Here is a 22,382-nt window from a genome sequence, read left to right as displayed (position 1 = left end):
TCCAAAATTTCATTAGTAATGCTTGTTAAATTACCACTGTTTCGTGCCGTTCTGTTGTCGCTGCAAACTCAGAAGGAGTTAAGTAACCCAGTGCTGAGTGGGGGCGATTTTCATTGTAATCCATTCGCCAGAGGCTGATTAGGTCACGAGCATGACTCAAATCCCTAAACCAGTGCTCGTTTAAACATTCATCTCTGAACTTACCATTAAAACTTTCAATATAAGCATTTTGTGTCGGTTTTCCTGCCTGGATTAATTTTAAAATCACACCATGCTGATAAGCCCATTGGTCGAGCGCTTTCCCTGTAAATTCTGGGCCTTGATCCGTTCGTATCGATGCTGGATAACCGCGAAACGCAGCGATAGACTCCAGCGTGATCACGATTTCATCTCCCGAGATCCCCGTAGCAACAGGAATATCTAGGCACTCCTTTGTGTAATCATCCACAATCGTCAGGCATTTAATTCGTCTGCCGTTACTGAGCGCATCCATCACAAAGTCCATAGACCAAGTGTGATTTGGTACTGAAGGAAGCAAGAGAGGCTCTCGCTCAACACACTGTGATTTTCTACGTCTCCGTTTGCTGATGACCGTTAAGCCTAATTCGCAGTACAAGCGATAAACTCGCTTATGGTTAACATCAAAACCTTCTCGCCTCAGAAGGCGATGGATCCGACGATAACCGAATCGACGTCGTTCCAATGCCAGCTCTTTTATACGAGCCAGAAGCTTATCATCCTCGCGATTAGCTTGAGGTTGATATCGCAGTGACGCGCGTTGAATACCGACGAGTAGACAGGCTCTGCGTTCTGAAAGCAGGGTGCTTTTCTGAATGACTTTAACAGCCTTGCGCTTGTCCTCGACGGTCAGTACTTTTGGCTAAGAGCGATTTTAAGTGCTTCTGCATCCAGCAGTGTCTCAGCCAGCAGCTTTTTGAGCCGAGCGTTCTCGTCTTCCAGTGCCTTAAGGCGACGGGCTTCAGAGACATTCAGTCCTGCGTATTTTTTGCGCCATGTGTAAAACGTCGCATCCGATATCCCATGCTTGCGGCAAAGCTCTCTGGCGGGGATACCTGCTTCCGCTTCCTTTAAAATGGCAATGATTTGTTGTTCATTGAATCGCTTTTTCATGTTCATCATCTCCTTGGTTGGATGAACATTACTAAGTGTAGACTGGACTAGATTAAGGGGAGCAGGCCAACATCATTTTTCTCTTATTGATGCTTCTAGTCTCAATGCTCGCATACGTGCGATGTTAAAGTCACTGGTTTTAAGTGACTTTTTTATCTCACGCTTGTTGAAGATAAGTCTGTACTTAGAAGGGATTACGTATCGAAAATAGTAGTTGGTGTTTCTTCGAGTTAGATAGCGCATTTTAGTACCAGTTTTTTGTACCAAATGCATTTCTCACCAGGGGATAATAAAAAAAAACCTTGAAAATCAAGGGGTTTTTTAATTTGGTGGGCTGGCGTAAGTTGATCTTGTTTAGTAATTGATTGAATTTTAATGTTTTATTTCGGTTTTGTTTTTGATTTGGTTACTAAGATGGTTACTAAAATAAAATGCTTTAAATATTTAAGTGTTTTTAGCGATCTATCGTTGATGACATTTATCTGACTTTTCGATGCGCCCTAAGCAATAAGTTGCCTGGCTGGCAAATTGTTGCTTGAAAGTGGGAGATTTTTTGTGCGTTAAGACTATATTTTGTTTCAGTCTTCTGAATTTTTCTTGGTTTCTAGTTTGGCATTCTTCTTGTAGTAGTTGGTTGAATATCTTTACTTACTAAAGGAAAAACGATGCCAACTCCATGTTATATCTCTATCGAAGGTCAAACCCAGGGCCTAATCACTGCCGGTGCCTGCACTGCGGATTCTATCGGCGATTCATTCGTTGAAGGTCACGAAGACGAGATGCTGGTTCAGCAATTCGATCACACAGTGACTGTCCCTACTGATCCACAATCGGGTCAACCATCTGGTCAACGTGTTCACAAACCATTCAAATTCACTGTTTCTCTGAACAAAGCCGTTCCTCTGCTGTACAACGCACTGGCGTCAGGCGAGAAGATGACGACTGTTGAACTGAAATGGTACCGCACGTCTATCGAAGGCAAACAAGAAAACTTCTTCACGACTAAGCTGGAAAACGCGTCTATCGTCGATATCCAATGTGAAATGCCGCACTGCCAAGATCCAGCAAAATCTGATTTCACTCAGAACCTGACGGTCTCTATGTCTTACCGCAAAATCACGTGGGATCACGTGAACGCGGGTACTTCAGGCTCAGACGATTGGCGTAAACCAATCGAAGCGTAAGCCTTCCTGTGATTTCGGTGCTCATCATCCTGTGAGCACCTGAAACCTTAATCCCAAGTTATCCCGACGGGTGATTTGTGTTTAAGGTTTTTGTCTTTTATCTGAGAAAGGAGGAGCGCCATGGCGACATTGGCGTACACCATTCATGTTGAAGGGCTGAGCGATGATGCCCTTGTGGTCACAAAGTTTGATGGGCAGGAATCCTTGTCCTCCAGTACTTTTCATCATCGTCCGTGCTACGGCTTTTGCTATCATATTGATTTGGCAAGCCGCCAACCCAATATCACCGCGGAGCAGATAGTCGACAGAAATGTAGAGCTCAGAATGTACCGTGACCAAAAGCTGGTTCAACGAGTACACGGCGTTGCCAGATCTTTTATTCAGGGCGATACTGGTCATCATTTTACTCTTTACTCATTGACTCTCGTTCCCGCGCTTGAGCGTCTTTCCCTTCGTCATAACAGCCGTATTTTCCAATACAAAACAGTCCCCGAGATAATTTCCACTCTGCTGCAGGAAATGGGGATACAGGACTACGCCTTTTCTTTAGAGCGAGACTGCGCGCAGCGTGAATTTTGTGTTCAGTACCGTGAAACAGATCTGGCTTTTCTTCATCGTTTGGCTGCTGAAGAGGGTATTGTTTACAGTTTTGTTCATGAAGAAGGTAAGCACACTATTGCCTTTAGTGATTCAAGCGCGCTGCATCCATCATTGACCGAGCCGGTACCTTACAACGCGATGGCTGGTGGCGCCGTTGATACACCATACATTAAAGGTTTTCGCTATCAGTCTGAGGCCGCTGTCAGTGAGGTCCAATTAAAAGACTACAGCTTTAAGAAGCCAGCTTATTCGTTCAGCCAGGCCGTTCAGGGAACGGACATGGACTACCAGCAAGCAAGATATGCGCATTTCGACGCGCCAGGGCGTTACAAGGATGATGTTAATGGTAGCGCCTTCACTCGGGCCCGCATTAACTACCTACGACGTGAATCTCAGGTGGCTTCTGGTCAGAGTAACGAGCCACTACTTCGTGCTGGCTACAAGTTTACGCTGTGTGATCACTTGGACTCAGCTTTCAACCGAGACTGGTTATTGGTCTCGGTCAACCATCAAGGTGAGCAGCCACAGGCTTTGGAAGAAGAAGCTGGACAAGGTGCGACGACTTACTCAAACCAGTGGTGTGCCATTCCTGGCCATCAACACTGGAAGGCTGAACCCGAATCGTCCCCCAGAGTTGATGGCCCCATGATCGCCACGGTGGTCGGCCCAAAAGGCGAGGAAATCTTCTGCGATGAGCATGGGCGGGTAAAGGTGCATTTTCATTGGGATCGCGACAGTCAACAGGATGAACATAGTTCATGTTGGGTGCGCGTTTCACAAGGATGGGCGGGCAACCAATACGGGGGGATGGCAATCCCACGTATTGGGCATGAGGTGATTGTCTCTTTCCTCAACGGAGATCCAGACCAGCCGATCATTACCGGGCGCACGTATCACGCAACGAACAAATCGGCTTACGCTCTGCCTGAGCATAAGACCAAAACGGTACTCAGAAGCCAGACCCATCAGGGAGAAGGATACAACGAACTCAGCTTTGACGATCAGGCAGACCAAGAGCTGGTTTATCTGCGAGCACAAAAGAACTTGCAAGTTGAAGTTGAAAACTCCGCAGATACTCGCGTCAATTACGACCATGTGGTCAGTATTGGTCACAATGAACAGCGAACGATTGCGCAAGACCGTTCACTGAAAGTGGAGGGGAAACAGCAACAGACAACGGTGGGAGACTATCTCTGCCAGATTCAAGGGGATGAGCATGAGTCTGTTCAAGGCGATTGGGCGAAAAAGATAGCGGGAGCTGTCGGTATCAACGCTAATGGGGATATCACGATCAAAAGTGGAAATAAAATCACCCTTCAAGTCGGGGGGAGTTTTGTCGTGATAGACAGCAGTGGCGTTGCCATTGATGGAGCAAAAATACTGATCAAATCCGGCGGGGCTCCGGGATCTCTTGCGCTGCCCACCTGCCCTGACGTTTTAGAAACTGCTGCAGCCAATGGCAGTGCATTTGTCGCCAACTGCCCGGGAGCGAAGTCATGAAGATGTCCCAGACTTTTGCTGTCGTTGATCGAGCCATCGAGCCGGATGTATTAGCCGTCTGTGACCGTTTTGAGTGCGAGTGTTGGTGTCTTTTCCCAGAGCCTGTGGATGATGAATTTGCTCGTGTGGCACCATACCTAGTCCGTGTTAACGCTGAACTGGTCGATTGGCTCAAACCCAAAGCGATGCCTTGGGGATTCATTTTTGAGTCAGATGAGGCGCCGAAAAGTCTGCGGGCGCACTTGAGAAGATTGTTGGATGTGGTCGTAGAGGAAAACTCTCAACGTTTGTTTTTACGCTTTTATGATCCGCGAATATTGTGGTCGTTGTTGAATGCATTCGCCCCACTGCGACTGAATCACTTTCTTGGACCAATACAGTCAGTGAGAACGTTTTTTCCTCAGCAGGTACAGTCAGGATTTGAGCAATTAGCGCCGTATCGTCCCTTTGGCTATGAGATTTATAGTCCGTTTCCGATATCACAAGGTCAATATGATGCGGTGCTCGATCAATGTCGTCTCAACTTAATTGCCGATGTCGCTTTGGTGCTTAACGATGACTCTGCAGAGTTCAGTGCTCAGTTAGTCAATCAACTCATCGAGTGGGATATCGCTCAGCCTGAGTCGATAAAACGTATTGCGGCATTATGCCAGGAGCAGAATGTAATGAGCTGGGCACTCTTCCCTAGTGACTGGCAAGTATCCTTGTCTCAAACGGATCTTTCATCGGATTTTCGTGTCAACAGCCTGCTGCATCAAGTAAGGAGTCAACATGTCTTGTAAGCATTTACCTGGCGAATCGTGTCATTGCAATCAGGCACTGCCTTGTTTAACTAGTTACCAGGTGGACAGTGAAGCGGGAAGTATGCAATACAAAGGCGGAAAATTTAATCGCCGGGACATCGGGGTTGTGGATAAGGGTAAAGGTGCCACTATTTCTGTGTCGGTGGTCGGAGATTGTTGTAGCGAGCTATCAACCTGCCCATCTGGCTATATTACTGATCATAAGAAATTTTCTGAGGCATTGTCCGCAACAGCCTGCCAACAGCACGTGTTAACCTACAATCCAGAACCAAGTCAGAGGATGGATCTGCTGGGGGCAATTCAAAATCTGTTGTCGGAGAAGAAAACCACTGGAGTACCCAGTACCCGCTATCAAATTTGCCTGACTCAATGCGCAGGAAAACCACAGCAACCAACAACGGTGTGGTTATCCCCGCCGGTTTCTTACTTGCTGGGCGTTAACCCGGCAGATAGCTTTGTAGATGTCTATCCGGCAATAAAAATTAAGTCGAGCCTGACGTTGTCTGGCAAAGCAACCAAGAAATCTATCTCTGATGAAGAGCGCTATGAAGCCTATCAGCACAAAGAACGCGCTTCCCAGTTTGATGGACTGAGCGTGCCGAGTGAAGAGATCCAACGAAAATTCTCTATCTCTGGTAGCTTCGCGATCCATGAAGGGAGCCATGTGACTAAGTATGGTTTGGGCTTCACGCACAAAGATTCCAATATCCCGGGCAAACCGAGCACGCGAGATCTCACCGCGGAGTTTGAAGGGATCAAGAAGAAGATGAATCTGGTTCGTGCTGCATGCAATATCGCCGAGCAAATTCAATCGGGCTTGTACACCGATCAACCCGGAAAAGGGAAAGATGAAATCAAAGTCTTCAGCTATGAACTTCAAGCACCGACGCTCACGCTCGAAGGTGAGCAACGTCTTGAAATGATAGACAATGGGTTAGGTGTCACTGGTGATGTTACGCTCAAGTTGGCGCCGCTTATCGGCATTGAAATGAAGCTCGATATGCTGTTAGCCGCGGCAAAATATTTCAAAGCAGATAACATTATCAACGTTTTGAGAAAAAAAGCGGCAGAGCTTGAGAAAAAAGTAAAGGATGGTGGAAAAGGGGCGTACGCAGGAGCGGAGTTTGACATTAAGTTGGCAACGGCTCTGAACGCTCAGGGCACGATACATTATGCGGGTACAAAAGACCCCACATACGACTTCGAGACAAGCGTTGATGTCCCAATCTCTGGAAATTTGAATGTCCGTGGCGGGGCCAATGTATGGGTGATGGAAGGCGCTTTTTTGTTAGACAGCCGAATCAAAGCAAAAGGGATGCTGGCTCTAACCACTGAAACTAAAGACCCAAAAGCTCAGGTAGACTTGGTATTTTACCATGATGGTATCTGGGCCGAGGTTTTTGTAGATAGTTCATTCAACCTGAATTCAAATCGTGATGATAAAGATAAAAAAGAGGATACGAGCAAAAACGGCTTCAGAGGGGGGGGCATTGGTGGATCTAAACCAACATCGTCCAGTCCTCCACAAAAATGGCAATGGGTTGAGGCTCAGAAGAAAAATACGTCACCTTACCGGGTCACTGTAATCGGATAAGCAGAGGAATGAATGAAAAAGACCTTAATTGCAGCATGTATCGTTATGTTAGCAGCATGCTCTGGAGAGAACGAATTAATGAACATCAGAGAACAGGTATCTACCGTTGATATCCAGATTGAGAACGAAGGCCAAAAGCCAGAAGTTCTATACACCACCAATATCCAATCAGAAACAGTCTATTGTTTTGCCGCCTTCAATAAAATGGACATGTTGGATAACTTGAAAACGAGCAGTGGTACCTTCTCATCAGGCTTTAATCCTACTGCCTACTTGCAGCCAGGCGATAACGTTCTTAACCTCGATGTGGTACCTATTGGTGTTTATGAACAAGACGATACCTACCGTCCGGATGACCAATGCGAAATGACCTTGTATGGGGCATTCCCCGATGGCAAAAAGGTGGAAATATCCTCACTGCATGTCACGGTCGAAGATGGAAAGCCGACGACCAAAACATCAAAAGATTATCCTTCGAATCATCAAACTCCACTCAATGACGTAGCGGGTCATCTTGATGGACATCTAACAGAGTTCTCCCGCCCCTTTAAGGTTAAGTCTATTCCTCGTTGGCGTTGGGTCGATGCGACACCGATTCGTGAGGACAACCCAGAGCAAATGAAGCAGTTATATCGTGCGTATACAGACCTCATCAAGCTAATGGAAGCGCGTGATTTCGAAGGGCTCAAAATGGCGTATTCGCTGTCGATGCGAGAATATGCGATGGCCGACGGATATTTTTCCTCACCAGAAGACTGGTTTGATGCAGTTGGGTTTGAAACCAATTTCGGCCATTGGGAAGACGCGGAAGTAGAACCTCGCCGTGACTGGAGTGAATATGAGCTGAAGTCGTACATGGGAGGGCGTCTTGTTCGCCTAATGGATAACCGAAGCCATTCCCCGTTGAGAATCGGTTCCAACGAAAACAACAAAATCGTATCCATTCTTCCATATTTTTCAATGATCGACGGCCGGGTTGTCGTTTCTCGATAGGAGGCACTATGCCAGGTGCAGCAAGATTGGGGGATATTGGCTCTGAGCATAACTGTTTTCCTCCAACGCCCATAACGGCGGGTAGCTCAGGTGTCATGATTAATTACCAACCGGCGGTTCGACAAGGAGACCCGTTGCAAGACCACGGTTGTCCTTGTGACAAAACGCCTCACGGTAATCATCCCAGAGTCGTTGCAGGCGGCTCATCGGGTGTGTTTATCGATGGGAAGCCAGCGGCCCGCTTAGGTGATGCCATTGATTGCGGGGGCGCTATAGCCTCCGCATCTTCGGATGTGATGATTGGGTAGTAAAGTGATAAAAAACATACTCGTTTCCTTATTTTTACTTTCTATGCCTCTCTCGATTGTGTCGGCGATCATTTTTAATGAACAAGGTGGACTTATTATCGCGCTCTGGTTTGCCATTGCGATCGGACTCACTGGGTTTGGGGCAGTTCGTCGATTTAGAGAGGAGCTGTCTTGGCTGCATGGAGAAACGACGGGGATCATCGTTGAATTTGAGGAGTCCGTTAGATACGAGCAGGCTGGAGAGTCAATCACTGATCGAGAGTACTATTACACACCGATCATTGAGTATACGTGGGAGGACACAGTCTACCGAACGGAAACACTAGTGGGGTACGGGCCGAATGCCCTTCGGCTTTCAGGGCGAAATGTCGGAGATGAGGTTGTCTTGCGTGTTCCGATTGAATGTCCTGAGCAAGCGAGGGAGAAGACTTTCTTCTCCGTCTACGTTCATTTGTTTATTGGCATAGTATCGTGCTCTCTGTCTTTGGGGCTCATCTGGATGATTGTTTTAATGCCTCGCCCGATATAGACGCAAATCACTTCTAGTGTATAGGTGGGGGCGTCTGAAGAGACGCGCCTCAAAGGGATACTAGCCTCTCTACTCCGTGATGATTTGACTCTTAGTCAAACGCCATGCCTGATCGTCGTATGATCAATTGGGCCCAACTAACTAAGGGAATAATGACAGTGGATAACCATTAACACCTTGGAAATGAGTGCAATTTTGACTAAGAGGTGATTATTAGAGCGTGGGTTATTCGCAAATCTACGAGTAAGATATCTATCTTTCATTGTCGATCATTCTATGTCATCGTCGTTTAATATTGCCCTATTTTGATTGAAATCATGCCATGCTTTATCAATAATTTTACGCATGGTGGTTTTTACAGGTTTTCCATTAGACATTGTTTTTAGCTTTTTATAGTGATCTTCAGTTAATTCAATTGAAAAATCAGGGATGTTTTTAGTTTCAAAAGCTATTTTTTTTCGAGAAAATTTGCTTTTTATATTTTTTAGTTCTTTGTCCCTATCTTCAAATTTGTTGAGGAATACTATAATATCTAAGTAGTTTTGTATGAAGGTGTTAATGTGGTCACGATCAGGTTCTGCATAATGATGTATATTTAAACTTGATTTTAAATTATTGTATACCCAAGAGCTCAGTTCGTAATTCGATGAAGTAGTAATATCCCAGTCTCCAGGAATTTTTAATCTGACCTTATCATAACTTTCTTTGATGCTAGATATTGTTTCAAACAGCCAAGATTCATCCTCCCTCGATGATGTTTGATATTTAATAAAGGCATTTGTAATTATCTCATCTGTATTTTCATTATTTTCGTTTAATGTTAAAAGTTGAGATAAAAATGGAAGTTTAAAATATTTCCTTCTCGAGCTAAAACCTAATCCTAATGTATATGTTCTTGTTCTGTTTTTTAATTTATCTTTTTTTGAATGGCATTCATTTGGATGGTTTACATCTAATTCGATGATTAATCTTATTATCGTTAGAGTAAAGAACGTTGCTCGTGGATTTTTGTTTATCCAAGATATATTTTTCCTAAGATCGCTAAGAGTTATTAAATCTCTTCTTAATTGGTCAAGACAATAGTTAATGTCTTCTATCTCTTTATTTCCTAAATGCCCTTCAGAAAAATCAATACTTGTTATTCCAACCTTTATATAGAGAGATGAGGTGAATTTTTCTTGAAGTTGACTTCTTTTTAAATTAATTAAATCTTCATTTTCCTTTATTACTCTTTCTCCGCTATAGGAATTTAAAAGATTGATCATGTCGATTAGGTTTTCATTAATTTCATTATTGAATTCCCTTATTTTATTTCTAATAAATGTAATTCTATTGTTAATCATTCTATTGTCATTCTCTGTGGTTTCCGTACATTAATTTCTACATTTTTATGTAGAAATGTCGAGGTTTTGTCGTGAAAAAAGTGAGCTTTTTAACGCTTTTTTATGTCGATAAAATGTAGAAATCTTTTGATAGACCCCCCGTGATAACTAGGTTTGTTCGATTGAGAGGGAGTGGAGGTGAAACGGATTATTGACTTTTTCTATCAATGTCGAAATGTGGCTATCAAAGATTTTTTCACAAGTGAAATTATGAGGCATTTTATGTCCTGTTGAATTTATATATTCGGGCTTGTCTATTGGGCAATAGTTAGATTTTTAAACTTTTTAGCTTTGAAATTTAATTTTGGTATTATCTATCTGTAAATTTTAAGTGTTATAGCGTTTTTGTAATGTGATATTTCTAACTAATTTGGTTTTAATTAACGCGATGGACTTTACTATAGGTGAGTGGTGGGGATCTTTGTTAATTTTGTATAGGGGTTCGAAATCAGTGTGGGCGGTGCTTGTTGTATATCCTGCTTAATCTGTATATATCAGAGATGAAGAATTAGGTAAATGGTTTGTAATTACTCTTTAAATGTGATTATTTTCTATACTTTAATTTGAAACCTAATCTAAGGTCTTTCTACGATGTTTTTGGGATTTTTTAATTATTAATTTTTTTATTTGAGTGTATTGAGGTCTTTTTTTGTTCTTTCTGGATTAAGTGTTTCTGTTTTTAAGTTTTAAATGTGTCTGTTTGGTTAATATTATTAGCACCTTATTGTTGTTGATATCTTATCTAAAACACATACAGCACAAGTTGTTGTTCAATTTAAAAGTGATGTTTACTTTAAATAACGGCATGAGGCTATCTATGAACCAACTAGTGGGAGTAGATAGAAATGAATGTACGATCTAGAAAAAATAAGAACCTAAAGCTGACAACCAAAAGTACTTTTTTAGGTAGGCCTATTCAAACAACACATGGTCCTCTGTGTATTGATTATTTGGAGAAAATACACGATACCATTGAACGGGCACTGGATGATTATCCACGCCTTATGGCTTTACGTGTGGATCTAAAATTCCCCCAACTGCGAGAGAGAGAAGATTTGGGTTATTTAATGACGGACTTTATTCGTTCATTACAGTCGCAGATCGATCATTCGGGTCGAAAAAGGAAAAGAGAAGGGGGGAGAGTGCATCCTTGTAAGGTGCGAAGTATTTGGGTGAAGGAGCGCTCAACATCGATCAATGACCATTACCACCTGGTTCTGCTTTTTAATAAGGACAGATTCAACTGGTTGGGAAAAACTCTATCCCATCCAGAGAATTTAGGCGGATTTATCGTCGAGGCTTGGGCTAGAGTCGTTGGTGTTGATTATGACGAGGCCAACGGACTGGTGTATTTCTCAAAGGACAAGAGGAAAGATAGTGTTGTTATTCATCGATTAAATCGTCATTCATCGGATTTTGACGATTCTTTTGATGAACTGTTTAAGCATGCCAGTTATCTAGCCAAAGAAGATACCAAACACTTTGGTAACCGTAAGCGAAATTTCGGCTGCTCTCGACGTTAGCCTCGCTTATTGAATATCTCAGCGTAATGTATCGGTACCTTCTTTTTTTACCATGAGGACTTATCTGTTGAAGAGGCGCAATCCTGTGACTCATTAAATGAAGAAGGTACATCTCATGACTCAAGCTCGCTGTTCTATTTACATCGGCGTATCGGTTTACAAAGACCAAGGCGCTATCGGTATTGCGGTATACGATGATACGCAGACATTGTCTGGCAGCCACAGACTGCTTATCGATAGGCCCACCGACAGCGCCGAGTTGGAGCTTATCGCTTGCATTGAAGGTTTACGCTACGCCATCGATGGCGATGTCATCTACAGCAGCAGTGATTTCTGTGTACGTGGGTATAACGAATGGTTGGATGATTGGAAGAGAAGAGGTTGGCGCAAGTCAGATAAGAAGCCTGTGGCCTACCGCCAGCTTTGGCAGCTAGTGGACGAAGAGCGTAGCAAAAAGTTCGTTGATGTTCGCAAACTGCGTTCGTCTCCAGAATTAGATTTAGCCTATAGATTGGCAAAAGAGGAATTAGAAGAAGAAGCTCATTAACTTTAAAAATTGAAGAGATAGGCTCACCGATAAGGCTGGTGGCCTATTTCTCGATGGTGTTACTTTTTATAGTTAATTTCCAGTTTATCAGCCAAGGGATACTTGGCAATTTCATAGTCAGGGTTCAAGGTTGCCAACTTGTGTGCAGCGATTGAGGCGGCTGATGCCAGTCCAAAAATCGCCGCAGGGCCTGATGCTAATGCGGCGACCATAGTCGCGGAACGTCCAGCGGTATACACACGACATTTCAGTCCCTGACGTTCTATAAGATCTTCAATTTTCTTCACGGTTTGAGAGAAGTTCTTCACGTTGGTGAGCGTGAATGATTCTCGACGAGAGATGTGCTCTTTCAGAGCGGTTTCGTCAAGGTGGTGTAATACATTGCCTTTACTCATAATTTGTCCTTAGCGCTCTCGTCTGAAAGCATGATAGTGGGTTGACGTTAGAATACGAATGAGTGAGACATAGGCTGTCTCACTGAAATTGGTTGATAAATTTTTGTGAAGTGGCGCACTTTTTAAAGCACAGAGCCGATTTCTCATGGTTAAATCAGCAGGGATAAGAATGGTTTTTGTAAATTGGAGTTGTTATAAATTGTTGTTATTTAATGGTTTTGTTGTGTCCGAGGAACGACCTAAGCACTTTATTTGAATAAGGGGGATTGGCTCCCCCATCTGTTGACTGTATTGGAGTTACTCTCTGTGCTCGGGGCTAAAGGTGGCGAAGTTTTGGGTATCTTTACCTTGGGTTTCGAGCTGTGCTTTAAGCCAGTTAAAGATATCCAGAGTGCCAACAGGGCCATCCGAGTGTATACGGTCATCGGGATCAAACGCGGTTTCTATCAGTGTTGCGCCTGTTAGTCTTTGCTTGGCCGTTTCGCGCAACTTTTCCAAATCTCGTGGGCGCACCATATCGACCTTGTTTAGACAAATAACAATTGGTTTGTTCAAGCGGTTAAGCTTATTTAAGATTTGTACATCAATATCAGAAACGCCTCTGGCAAGGTCTATGACCATGACAAAGATATCGACATTATGTAAATGTTCGTGAGTCAGGCTATTGACCGATGGACTAATGTCATTAAAGCCCGGAAAGTTGATTAAGTTAATCGCGTAATCTTCATCAAGTGGATAGAGCTCGGCTTCACTGGTCGCGCCAGCAATCGGATCAACATTTTGTGTATCTAACCCAAATACGGCATTGAAGAAGGCATCTTTCCCTACCGAACCATCACCGACCACGCCAATATTAATTCTGTTCAGGACAAGTTGTCTTAACGCGGCTATGTGGACAACAGCAGGAATCGTTTTGCGGTAGGCCGGACCTGCGAGAGCCGTGGCTGCCCAGAGCCCACTTGCCGCCCATCCAACGGGACCTAAGAACGATGACACGGCTCTGGCTATCATCGGACTTGCAGCAAAAGGAAGCCCTTTACCAATAATGGCTTTGCTGATCCAATGTGCGACGATGATGGAATATTTATAGACGGCAAATCCCCCGTATTTTTTTAAAAGCAGTTGAATGAGTAGCATGCTGGATACACCAACAGGGATTTCTTGATAGTCGATACCTAGGCTGCGAAAGAGTGCATCCCTTTCACTTTGGCTCATCTGCTCATAAGCATCGACAAACAGTTTTTCAACGATGCGCTTTTCGAGCTCTTCCGTGGAGTATTGCTCGTAGTTTGCGCCTTGAATGAGATCAACAGCTCCAGAAACAAAAGCGCCTGTGTTGGAAGTGATGCCCCCTATGGCATCGACAATAGAGTCGGCTGATTGACTGATAAACGATGAGTAATTAGGCGTGGCTTCTGCTTTGACTTTTTTAGCCACATCTAGCACCACTTCTCGATAAGTGGCGACATCGGTGTCCGTGTCTTTTCCTAAGGCTTCTTTGAGCTTGTTCTTTGCCATTCTTGTCGTGGTAGCAAGGGTGTTGCTGCCCGCTTTACGTAGGTGCCAAGCAATACGCTGTGCATCTTGTCGTAAAGTGTTGGGTTTAAACTGACATTCGCTCTCGCTGAGTTTGAGGTACTCCAGAATCGGAAGCACTTCTTCAGGATTGTAAGCCAGAGCGCGTTGGAGTACGTCGACTTCACTGAGGGATTGCGGCATAGGGAGGCTCCGTGGTATTGGCTATCGTGTGAGCCACCAGCATACGGATGAGCGCGACATATCGTGTCTTGCTTGTTAGCGGAGGTGAATGTCGAATAGGAGTTGTGAAAACAGTCACAAAAAAAGGTGGGAGATGTCCCACCTTGGTCGTTGGCAAGGGGTGATTAATGACCGACTAGATTTAAACAGCTAGACATGTCCATGACAGTGAGGTTGGTTTTATCCATACCACACGAAACGCTATAGGTGCCATTCGCTGCGGTGTTGGTTATTATCCATAGCCCAGTCGAGCGATGCTCGGTGTAAATCATGCTGCTATCGTTGAGATATTCCCAAGCTGAGCGTATCCAACTGAGTGCGCCATATCCTTCGGTTAAATCAATCTCTGGACTAATAGTGCTGACGCCATCAAAGGCGGTCGGCGCATCAATCAGTTGATTGGTCAGTGCGTAGTTCAAACCGTCGACATTGGCATTATCTCCTGACTCAAAATCAAACTGAGCGTAGGTGGTGTAACGGCCATATTGGTCTTTTGTCATCGCGGTGAGCGGCGTGCCTGAACGATTGGCATCGATATCGAGCGCTTCACATTCCGCCGCATCATTGACGCCTCCTTGCGCGTTTATCGCAAATTCATAATAGACGTCACCGACCGTATTGCCTTTTTGGTTGGCTCGCAGTTGCTTGGTGCAGTGATAAGCCGAACTTGGGTAGCTGTTCAATGTATCTTCATCCATCACCACAAATGTCTCGCTGTCATTGTATTGACCAAGTGTGGTATTGGTTTTTAGGTAGTGCGTCATGGTGACAATGGTGTCCAAATCATTGCTGACCTGATACACGGTTTCTTGTGCGTATTCAGGGTGACCGACATACTCTTTGCGATACCAAGTATCCGCCACACTGATGTCATCGGAGGCAGGATTACCTAGCCAATACTCCACATACGCAACATGAGCATCGGGGTAAAGGGCTTCAAAGGCGCGCGTTTCTTCATACGCTTTGGCCAGACCTATGGTAAGCGACTGAGCCAATTGATGTTGAGCGGTATTGCCTTGCTTAATGAAGTCACCATATAAGTCACTGACGGCAATGTTATAGCGGTTTGCTAAACGGTACTCCTGCTCGGCAACGCGTTGCTTGATTTTTCCTTGCAAAGATGAATTGGCGGCCAGTGCTTGGCAGCCGTCTGCCCCAAGTTCACTCAGCTCAGTTTTTATCGCATTCCAAATCACGGTGGTGAATGGCGTCGTGTTCAAAATGTCATTGCTGTAGTTTGAAGAAAACTTAGGTGGAAAAGTGAGCTGATAGGCTTCACTGACCACACCATAGTCGGAATCGTAAGCACCAACAGGAACATTAATAACAATTGGCGCGTAATCGGCGCAAACACCGTCTATGCCTGAAAATTCAAACTGACCATTTTGGTCGGTCAGTGCCGAAGGTTCGTTGTCGTCTAACTGACCATTAAGATTGTAGTCGACAAAGGCGGTGGCCCCTTCGACATAGCCATCAATAGCTACGCCCGTGAGGTCGGCTTGACTGCCTGCTGCATTATTGCTGTCGCTACTGCCGTCTCCGCATGCGGTTAAGCTGGCAGTGACCAATGCTAGTAGCACCGTATTCAATTTGAATGATTGCATAATGGTGTCCTTGAATGATGAAAAATAGGAGTAACTCAGCGAACTTATCGCTGAGTGGGAATAACCGTATCGGAGAGTGAAAAGTCACTCGGGTACTCAAAAGTGAAGGTGGATATGTCCGCCTGAATAATGTCGGAGAAGGCGAGCACATCACGCTCGTGTTTGTGTTCGTACACAAGGTAGAGCATGCCTTTTTCCCAAATCAGGCCGAGTGGGGTGAAGTAGTCTGTCTGGGTGTCATCAATGAGTGTTAAGCGAACCTGACGCTTAGCATTAATGGCTTGGCTGAGCCGTTCGAATACATCAAAGTCGTAGTCGTCTTGCTTAGGCAGCGCAAGACGCACCTCAATTTTGGCAGGCTCCATCACATCGCCAATTTGCAGTGGCATAAAGGCCTCGCAAATGCCTTGCTCAAAGTGAGCCGGCAGCAGGCCTTTCACCGATGAAAAGCACAGTCCGAGCAGCATGGTTTCCCATGAAGCGGACGAGACTTTGTTGTGGTATTTACGCTTGTAGGTGTAGCTGTTACGTGCACGTTCAAACCGTTCGACTTGGAAATAGTCGGGGTAGTACATGATGACGTTGAGATAGCGCTGAATGGTGCGCTTAGTACGATAGACGCCCAGCTCGGATAGGCGAACTCGCAGCTCTTCAGCCGAGATTTCTCGCAATCGCGGAATGTGTGAATAGATTTCAAAGATGAGCTTAAAGTGCTCATCGGTTGAGAGTGTGTAGTCTGAGGGTTGCATGGCATCACCAACTTTCGTCTACCCAGCCACACGCACTGAGCGCTGTGCTTCAGTGAATGTCACGGATAGGGGTTAAACGAAGACTGGTGGCCACACAGTCTTAACGGGTCCTTATTGCAATGAGGCTAGGGTATGGATGAGCGAGACATATCTTGTCTCGCTCGGTGGAGAGGTTGCATATCTGTGATTGAGTTGGCATTTTGCGACGCATTACTGCATTGCTTGGCGGATTTCTTTCAATAGATAACCGCGGCTGAGCAGTTCGCGCACGGCGGCCCATCGCAGAGCCTGAGTCGATGAGCAAGACCGGACGAGCTCAAGCAAGTCATGGTCACTGTGTTCTTTCACCTCGTCGCGAGCCTTTTGGTATTGAGCGTGAAGATAATGACCGCCTTTTGTGATGACTTGCAGTAAGAGCACAGACAGGGTTCGGCGTAGTGATGGGGGATGTTTGTCCATGGGGTCCCTTTTGATTATTGAGCGGTGATGTTTATCTCATCAAAGGCGTCCATATCGACGTAAGCCAGAAAGTTACTTTCCCATAACTGGTACAGCTCTTTTGCATCAGGGCGGCCTTTCATGGGTAACCAACCTCGATGAGCGACAAAGAATTCGCCGACACGAAAATCAAAATCTAAGCTTCGTTCAAGTTCGGGGTAGTAATTTCCGATGTAGGCAAAATCGGTGATGTACTCGATGCTCCAATCGCCGCTGGTGGTGTGACAAATACCCATCTCAACCGGATGAAAACCACCTTCATCCGCGCTGTAGCTTTTATCGCGAAAGTTGAACACCAGATAGCGACTGGCGGCGAGTGTGCCACTGCTGTCACTGACTAACTGCTTAGTGAGTTGTTCACTCAGTAGGGCATGCAGTTTGTCTGAAATCGGTAAGAGGGAAGATGTAAAGGTTAATGAAGACATAGCAAGACCTCCTTAGGTCAGGATGAAGTCGAAAAAGAAAAAGGAAATAAAGAGGAATAGGCGCGGCGCTAAAACTCACGAACCATGGTTAGCTGCACCTCATCAAACACGTTGCGTGAAAGGTGGCGAGCAAAGGCTTTCATCCACACCATGAGCAGTTCAAGTACCTCAGGGTGAGATAAGTCAGCGGCCCCCGAATCGGGCTGATAACACCAGCGATTGGCGAGATGGAAATAGAGCTCAGGTTCAACCGCGATACTGCTTTCATTGGGATAGGAAAAGCTGGCAAAGCACACTACCTGCCAATCACTGGATGGTGACTCACGTTTAAACTGTACTTCAATCGGGTGCAGTCCTTGTCGATGTAAGTAATAACTTTTTTGGCGACAGTTCAGCACAATGCGTTCAGCAGACTCTGAAATGCAGTAGCGAGCCATCAACTGCTCTAGTGAACGGTGAAGGTCTCCATCGAGTTCAATGTCGCCATAACGTTGCTTAATCATAACCAGCCCCTCTCAGCAAAAGAGACACTGTCTTTCCCCACCACAATGTGGTCCAGCACTCGTACATCCACCAGCGATAAAGCGTCTTTTAGCCTTTCGGTAATGCGTCTGTCGGCTTGTGACGGCGTTGCATCTCCAGAAGGGTGGTTATGGGCCAATATCACGGCCGCAGCATTCACTTCTAGCACCACTTTCACCACTTCACGCGGATAGACACTGGCCGCATCAATGGTGCCGTGGAACAGCTCTTTAAACTCCATCAGCCGGTTTTGGTTATCCAATAGCAATAAGGCAAACACCTCATGCTCATAGGCTCCCAGTTTGCAGCGAATGTACTCCATAGTGGCATCAGGATTGGTGAGCGCATCACCGCGCACGTAACGGTGAGCAAGTATCTCAGCGGCATGTTCAAGGATCTGGTTTTCTTGATAGCGCTGCTCTTTTGTGTAGTCGGTCATATCAGGCTCCGAGTGAGGTTCATTAACGGGATACACGTTAATGACATAGACCTGATAATTTTTTGATTAAGCCTTGTCGCGCCAAGGCTTAACACATCACCGTCTTTTTTTACGCCAGCGCTTTATCCCATGAGGACCACAGACATAGGAGAACGTCCCATGAGATTTTTAAAGCTAAAAGAAGTAATGGAAAAGACAGCACTAAGCCGTTCAGCGATTTACCGCAAGATGAATGACGGGGAGTTCCCAGAATCAGTGAGTTTGGGTGAGCGAGCGGTGGCTTGGGTGGAAAGTGAAGTGGATGAGTGGATGACGGAGTGTTTAGCATTGAGGTGATTCAGTGCCGCTTTGTTTTCAGAGGGAGCCGTCACACTCTATCATTCTTCTGGCATTCTTTATCGCCTTATGCAATCAGGCTGTATATCATCGTACGTTAATGATGTTTGATGGTATTGTAGGTTTTGGTTAGTGGAGAATAGAAAAGAAAGCTTAGTTAATATATTGAAGTCCTGGCATTTAGTGGAGTTTTTTCAAGCCTACTCGGTACCAGACAAAGACGACAGTAAAATTGCTCCAGTAAACGTGGCTGGTCACGAATTGCAGTCGCACGGTAATTACCTACTTCCGTGGTTAAATCCCGCGGCTCGTGACAAGATCGGCCTTACTCCAGGGAAAAAGTGTGTTTATACCCTATATCTAGGTTTGTTCGATAAATCGGCGATAGATAAAAAAGTTGCAGAGTATTTTTCTTCCAACTGCCAGGAGGATTGCTTCTCTGAAGAGATAGAGCAAAGAAGAGACAATGAAGGGGCGTCTTGCTTTGCCAAATTGATGTTGGATGAGTTTGGTACTCCCCGGCTTGACACCTTTTCGGTAAGCACGTTGCCTTGGGCGCTAGCAGAGTTACTTGCGGGGAGAGCTACAACAATATCTCAGGAGCGATTTGATAGTCGCTGCGACGATCTTAACGAGTTTATGGAGCGCTGGAAAATAACTTTGCCTAGCCACCCTCACTCAGACGGAAGATATACTCTTTGCGTGAAAAGTCTGATGAACTTGATTGAAGGGCTTTATCAATGGGCTGGTATTTCCAATCAGGAGCTGTTGCTTTCAGAACACTCAACGGTTTATCCGTTTCAGATGGCTTTTTTTGAGTATGAAGCGAAGTCAGATAACCTTTTGGAGGACAAAAGCAAGTCAGAAGAAGCTGAAGACGATAATGAAGATGACCCTAGCGATAACGAATCTCAGTTACCTATTCTAAACAGCTTTTACATTCGAGATATAGAGCGTGCCATTAGTGCGATTTCTACTGGCAGAGCCAGCAAGCCTCTTCAAACCTATCTTGGACAATCCAGTCATAAGCATATCGACCTGTATACAAACGATTCGATACCGTTGATCCATAAGCACTTGAACCCTAAAGAAACACCAGAAGGACGGTGGCTGACAGAACCCGCGCATAACATGTCCTTAATGCAGCAGTTCGCTATCAATACCGTATTCAAGGAGCTAAAAACAGGTGGTGTAATCTCAGTTAATGGTCCTCCTGGCACAGGTAAAACGACCTTGTTACGGGACATAATTGCGCAGAACATCGTTGAGAGAGCAAAAGTTTTGGCTTCTTTTTCGAAAGCTAGCGATGGTTTAAATCCAGAAGGATTTCTTGTTCAAGAACTTACTGATTTTGAAATGGTCGTGGCGTCATCAAACAATGCTGCCGTTGAAAATATCTCAAAAGAGCTTCCTCAAGCCAAGTCGATAGCTGACAGATACGCTAATACCAGTTTCTTTCGTTCTGTTGCCAATCAAATTAGTGCTGATGAAAAAAAAGGTCGTTTACAACCCCTGAACGACAAAATGCAGAGCTGGGGAAATATCTCTGCTGCCATGGGTGCTTATAAAAAGAGGCAACGATTTCTCGATCGCTTTTTCTTTAAGTCCCACTATGAAAAACACAAGGAGCCAGCGGTTAGAGAACCGTCTTTAGACTTCTTGAATTTTTGGCAGTACCGTTCAACTTATACAGGACCTTCTTTTAACACGGCCAAAAAAGCTTTTAACGAGAAGCTATCTCGTTTTCATGAATTGAATGACAAATTGGCCTATTTTGATAGCCTGCAAAATGCTTTCGATGAACATCAATTTGATGTTTATTTACATAGAATGAACCTAGCGCTAAATGAGCTTGAAAACTATGCTCATTCACTCTCTGTAGAGCTAGATGCCCTGAACTCAACGAGAAATGCTGAAGTGAAAAGGGAAGAGGAAGTTTCAATTTCCCTTGAGTTACTGAAGGTTAACTCACCTGGTTGGTTCAGTCGGTTCTTTAACACTAAGAAAAATAAACAATATAAGGCCTCACTATCCCAAAAGCTTAGTGAGTTCAAAAGTGTCAAAAAAGCTATCCGGTTAATTGTTGGTGATGTTGAAGCCAAAAAAATCGAGATAAAAGGATGTGCAAAGAAAATTTCGCAGCAGCGGGCTGATATCGCCTCTAAAGATCTAGAGAAGAGGACGCTTCTAGATGAGTTAGGTGCCTATAGAACGGAGTTTAAAGGGTATCATTTACCAGAAATTACTGATGATATCGAGGATCATGACAGGCAGAGGCATGCTTGCTGGCAGCACGCAACCATCAATGAATTACGGTCTGACATTTACGCGGCAGCGTTAGAGCTTCACGAGGCTTGGTTGATAGAGGCCAGTAAGCAGAGTGCCTTTCTATCAAAGATAAGAAAAATCAATGATGTTGTGTTAGGGAAGAGTAGCGAAAATGCACTGGCGATTTGGCAGATACTGTTTATGTTTGTCCCCGTGGTTTCGACGACTTTTGCTTCATTGGGAAATATGTTTTCTAAGCTGCCCCCAGAATCTCTAGGTTGGCTCATGATTGATGAGGCCGGGCAAGCAATACCCCAAGCAGCGGTTGGTGGGTTGCTTCGTGCTAAGCGGGCTGTGGTTGTTGGAGATCCTCTGCAAATCGAACCAGTGTTTACTTCCCCACCAGAGCTTATTGACTACCTAATGCAATCTAAATTGCAAGAGGAATCCGAGAAGTGGGACCCTTGTAAGTGGTCAGTTCAGACGTTAGCCGATCGCGTTAATCCATATGGCTGTATGATAGATATGGATGGTGAAAATCAATGGATAGGTATACCGTTATGGGTACATCGCCGATGTATAGAACCAATGTTTAGCATTTCGAATGAAATAGCTTATAACAATCGAATGATACATGGCTCTGACAACAATAAAGATGTTGAGCCAAGAACTCATAAGGCCTTAGGACACAATCGATGGAATGATTCACAAGGAGACTGTGTACTCAAACAGTACAAACGTGAGTTGGGTGAAGATGTTAAGGCTCTTTTACTCGAATTAGCAGCGCACAATGGTGACTTAAACAGCATCTACCTGATAACACCGTTTAAAGCGGTAAAAAAAGAGTTGAAAGAAGATCTAAGGCGCAGCAAGTCTGAGCTGTTGAGTAACTCGAATTGGAAAGGGAAGGACTTTAATAACTTTTTGAAACACAACGTGGGGACTGTTCATACCTTCCAAGGCAAGGAGAACGATACCGTCATTTTGGTACTTGGTTGTGACACAAGAAACAGTGGCGGGGCGTCTTGGGCCTCTTCAAAACCAAATTTGTTGAACGTAGCGGTTACCCGAGCCAAAAAACACTTGTATGTCATCGGCGATATTCAGGTTTGGTCCGACAAGCGCTATTTTGATAAAACATACAGTAAGTTGAATCATTTTAGTCTGAAAGACTATTCGCAGAGCGATAGTACAACGAAACACAAAGACTCATTGCCTGTTTAGGTTAGTAATAGTTCTACACTTACGAGTTGCTGAATTATCAATATAGTTTGGAAGCTATCACTGCATTGAT

At 44.7% G+C, this 22,382-nt stretch carries 21 protein-coding genes; 10 read left to right on the top strand and 11 right to left on the bottom strand.

The features are described from left to right. Positions 1 to 25: 25 nt before the first annotated feature. Positions 26 to 1,131, bottom strand: a protein-coding gene (locus DYA43_RS10670; RefSeq protein ID WP_225869418.1) for an IS3 family transposase whose coding sequence is annotated in 2 segments (ribosomal slippage) — positions 26 to 873 and positions 873 to 1,131 — 1,107 coding nt in all. Because the reading frame shifts where the segments join, the coding sequence is not laid out codon by codon here. A 72-nt stretch (positions 1,132 to 1,203) separates the two neighbouring features. After that, positions 1,204 to 1,374: a DUF6538 domain-containing protein gene (locus tag DYA43_RS23260; protein ID WP_369688351.1), complete on the bottom strand. Its 171-nt coding sequence runs from the start codon at positions 1,372 to 1,374 to the stop codon at positions 1,204 to 1,206. Between the two features lie 422 nt (positions 1,375 to 1,796). Between DYA43_RS23260 and hcp-2 the strand changes: the two genes are divergently transcribed. The 6 genes from hcp-2 (at position 1,797) to DYA43_RS10640 (ending at position 8,113) form a co-directional block, all read left to right on the top strand. Beyond that, a complete protein-coding gene (gene hcp-2 / locus DYA43_RS10665; RefSeq protein WP_001142923.1) occupies positions 1,797 to 2,315 on the top strand; it encodes a type VI secretion system effector Hcp-2 in 519 nt (172 codons plus the stop codon). Positions 2,316 to 2,435: 120 nt separating this feature from the next. Then, positions 2,436 to 4,415 (top strand): type VI secretion system Vgr family protein, encoded by a 1,980-nt coding sequence (locus DYA43_RS10660; protein WP_061056800.1) that lies wholly within the window; start codon positions 2,436 to 2,438, stop codon positions 4,413 to 4,415. Next, positions 4,412 to 5,197, top strand: coding sequence for a DUF4123 domain-containing protein (locus tag DYA43_RS10655; protein WP_061056799.1), 786 nt, complete (start codon positions 4,412 to 4,414; stop codon positions 5,195 to 5,197). Before DYA43_RS10660 ends, DYA43_RS10655 begins: the two co-directional genes overlap by 4 nt. Further along, the gene (locus tag DYA43_RS10650) at positions 5,187 to 6,812 is read left to right on the top strand and encodes a hypothetical protein (RefSeq protein ID WP_061056798.1); all 1,626 of its coding nucleotides are present in this window, start codon (positions 5,187 to 5,189) and stop codon (positions 6,810 to 6,812) included. The genes DYA43_RS10655 and DYA43_RS10650 overlap by 11 nt, the downstream gene beginning before the upstream one ends. 204 nt (positions 6,813 to 7,016) lie before the next feature. After that, positions 7,017 to 7,805, top strand: coding sequence for a hypothetical protein (locus DYA43_RS10645; RefSeq protein WP_061057234.1), 789 nt, complete (start codon positions 7,017 to 7,019; stop codon positions 7,803 to 7,805). A gap of 8 nt (positions 7,806 to 7,813) precedes the next feature. Then, positions 7,814 to 8,113, top strand: coding sequence for a type VI secretion system PAAR protein (locus DYA43_RS10640; RefSeq protein WP_061056797.1), 300 nt, complete (start codon positions 7,814 to 7,816; stop codon positions 8,111 to 8,113). A 798-nt stretch (positions 8,114 to 8,911) separates the two neighbouring features. Here the strand turns inward: DYA43_RS10640 and DYA43_RS10630 are convergent. After that, positions 8,912 to 9,985: a hypothetical protein gene (locus DYA43_RS10630; RefSeq protein ID WP_061056795.1), complete on the bottom strand. Its 1,074-nt coding sequence runs from the start codon at positions 9,983 to 9,985 to the stop codon at positions 8,912 to 8,914. 884 nt (positions 9,986 to 10,869) lie between these two features. On the opposite strand from DYA43_RS10630, the gene DYA43_RS10625 reads away from it, so the two are divergent. Continuing rightward, the gene (locus DYA43_RS10625) at positions 10,870 to 11,547 is read left to right on the top strand and encodes an inovirus Gp2 family protein (protein ID WP_061056794.1); all 678 of its coding nucleotides are present in this window, start codon (positions 10,870 to 10,872) and stop codon (positions 11,545 to 11,547) included. 115 nt (positions 11,548 to 11,662) lie between these two features. After that, positions 11,663 to 12,094: an RNase H family protein gene (locus tag DYA43_RS10620; RefSeq protein ID WP_061056793.1), complete on the top strand. Its 432-nt coding sequence runs from the start codon at positions 11,663 to 11,665 to the stop codon at positions 12,092 to 12,094. Positions 12,095 to 12,153: 59 nt separating this feature from the next. Here DYA43_RS10620 and DYA43_RS10615 read toward each other — a convergent pair whose 3' ends face one another. From DYA43_RS10615 to radC, 8 genes are all read right to left on the bottom strand, one after another. Further along, complete coding sequence (locus DYA43_RS10615) at positions 12,154 to 12,489, bottom strand: protein-tyrosine phosphatase family protein (protein ID WP_061056792.1); 336 nt, start codon at positions 12,487 to 12,489, stop codon at positions 12,154 to 12,156. 297 nt (positions 12,490 to 12,786) lie between these two features. Then, complete coding sequence (locus tag DYA43_RS10610) at positions 12,787 to 14,208, bottom strand: GTPase (protein ID WP_061056791.1); 1,422 nt, start codon at positions 14,206 to 14,208, stop codon at positions 12,787 to 12,789. A gap of 164 nt (positions 14,209 to 14,372) precedes the next feature. Beyond that, positions 14,373 to 15,851 (bottom strand): hypothetical protein, encoded by a 1,479-nt coding sequence (locus tag DYA43_RS10605; RefSeq protein WP_061056790.1) that lies wholly within the window; start codon positions 15,849 to 15,851, stop codon positions 14,373 to 14,375. Between the two features lie 44 nt (positions 15,852 to 15,895). Then, positions 15,896 to 16,600 (bottom strand): WYL domain-containing protein, encoded by a 705-nt coding sequence (locus DYA43_RS10600; RefSeq protein ID WP_061056789.1) that lies wholly within the window; start codon positions 16,598 to 16,600, stop codon positions 15,896 to 15,898. 210 nt (positions 16,601 to 16,810) lie between these two features. Continuing rightward, complete coding sequence (locus DYA43_RS10595) at positions 16,811 to 17,059, bottom strand: hypothetical protein (RefSeq protein ID WP_061056788.1); 249 nt, start codon at positions 17,057 to 17,059, stop codon at positions 16,811 to 16,813. 14 nt (positions 17,060 to 17,073) lie between these two features. Next, entirely contained in the window at positions 17,074 to 17,523 is a 450-nt protein-coding gene (locus DYA43_RS10590; RefSeq protein ID WP_061056787.1) for a DUF2787 domain-containing protein, read from the bottom strand. A 68-nt stretch (positions 17,524 to 17,591) separates the two neighbouring features. Then, positions 17,592 to 18,026: a DUF2787 domain-containing protein gene (locus tag DYA43_RS10585; RefSeq protein ID WP_061056786.1), complete on the bottom strand. Its 435-nt coding sequence runs from the start codon at positions 18,024 to 18,026 to the stop codon at positions 17,592 to 17,594. Further along, positions 18,023 to 18,484, bottom strand: a complete 462-nt coding sequence (radC, locus tag DYA43_RS10580; RefSeq protein ID WP_061056785.1) for a RadC family protein — start codon at positions 18,482 to 18,484, stop codon at positions 18,023 to 18,025. The genes DYA43_RS10585 and radC overlap by 4 nt, the downstream gene beginning before the upstream one ends. A gap of 159 nt (positions 18,485 to 18,643) precedes the next feature. On the opposite strand from radC, the gene DYA43_RS10575 reads away from it, so the two are divergent. After that, complete coding sequence (locus DYA43_RS10575) at positions 18,644 to 18,820, top strand: AlpA family transcriptional regulator (protein WP_061056784.1); 177 nt, start codon at positions 18,644 to 18,646, stop codon at positions 18,818 to 18,820. A 132-nt stretch (positions 18,821 to 18,952) separates the two neighbouring features. Then, complete coding sequence (locus DYA43_RS10570) at positions 18,953 to 22,312, top strand: DEAD/DEAH box helicase (protein ID WP_061056783.1); 3,360 nt, start codon at positions 18,953 to 18,955, stop codon at positions 22,310 to 22,312. Positions 22,313 to 22,382 lie beyond the last annotated feature (70 nt).

It is taken from the genome of Vibrio fluvialis, assembly GCF_900460245.1.
GTDB lineage: Bacteria > Pseudomonadota > Gammaproteobacteria > Enterobacterales > Vibrionaceae > Vibrio > Vibrio fluvialis.
Note: the sequence above shows the minus strand (reverse complement) of the source record. Positions and strands in the feature narration are given on the sequence as shown.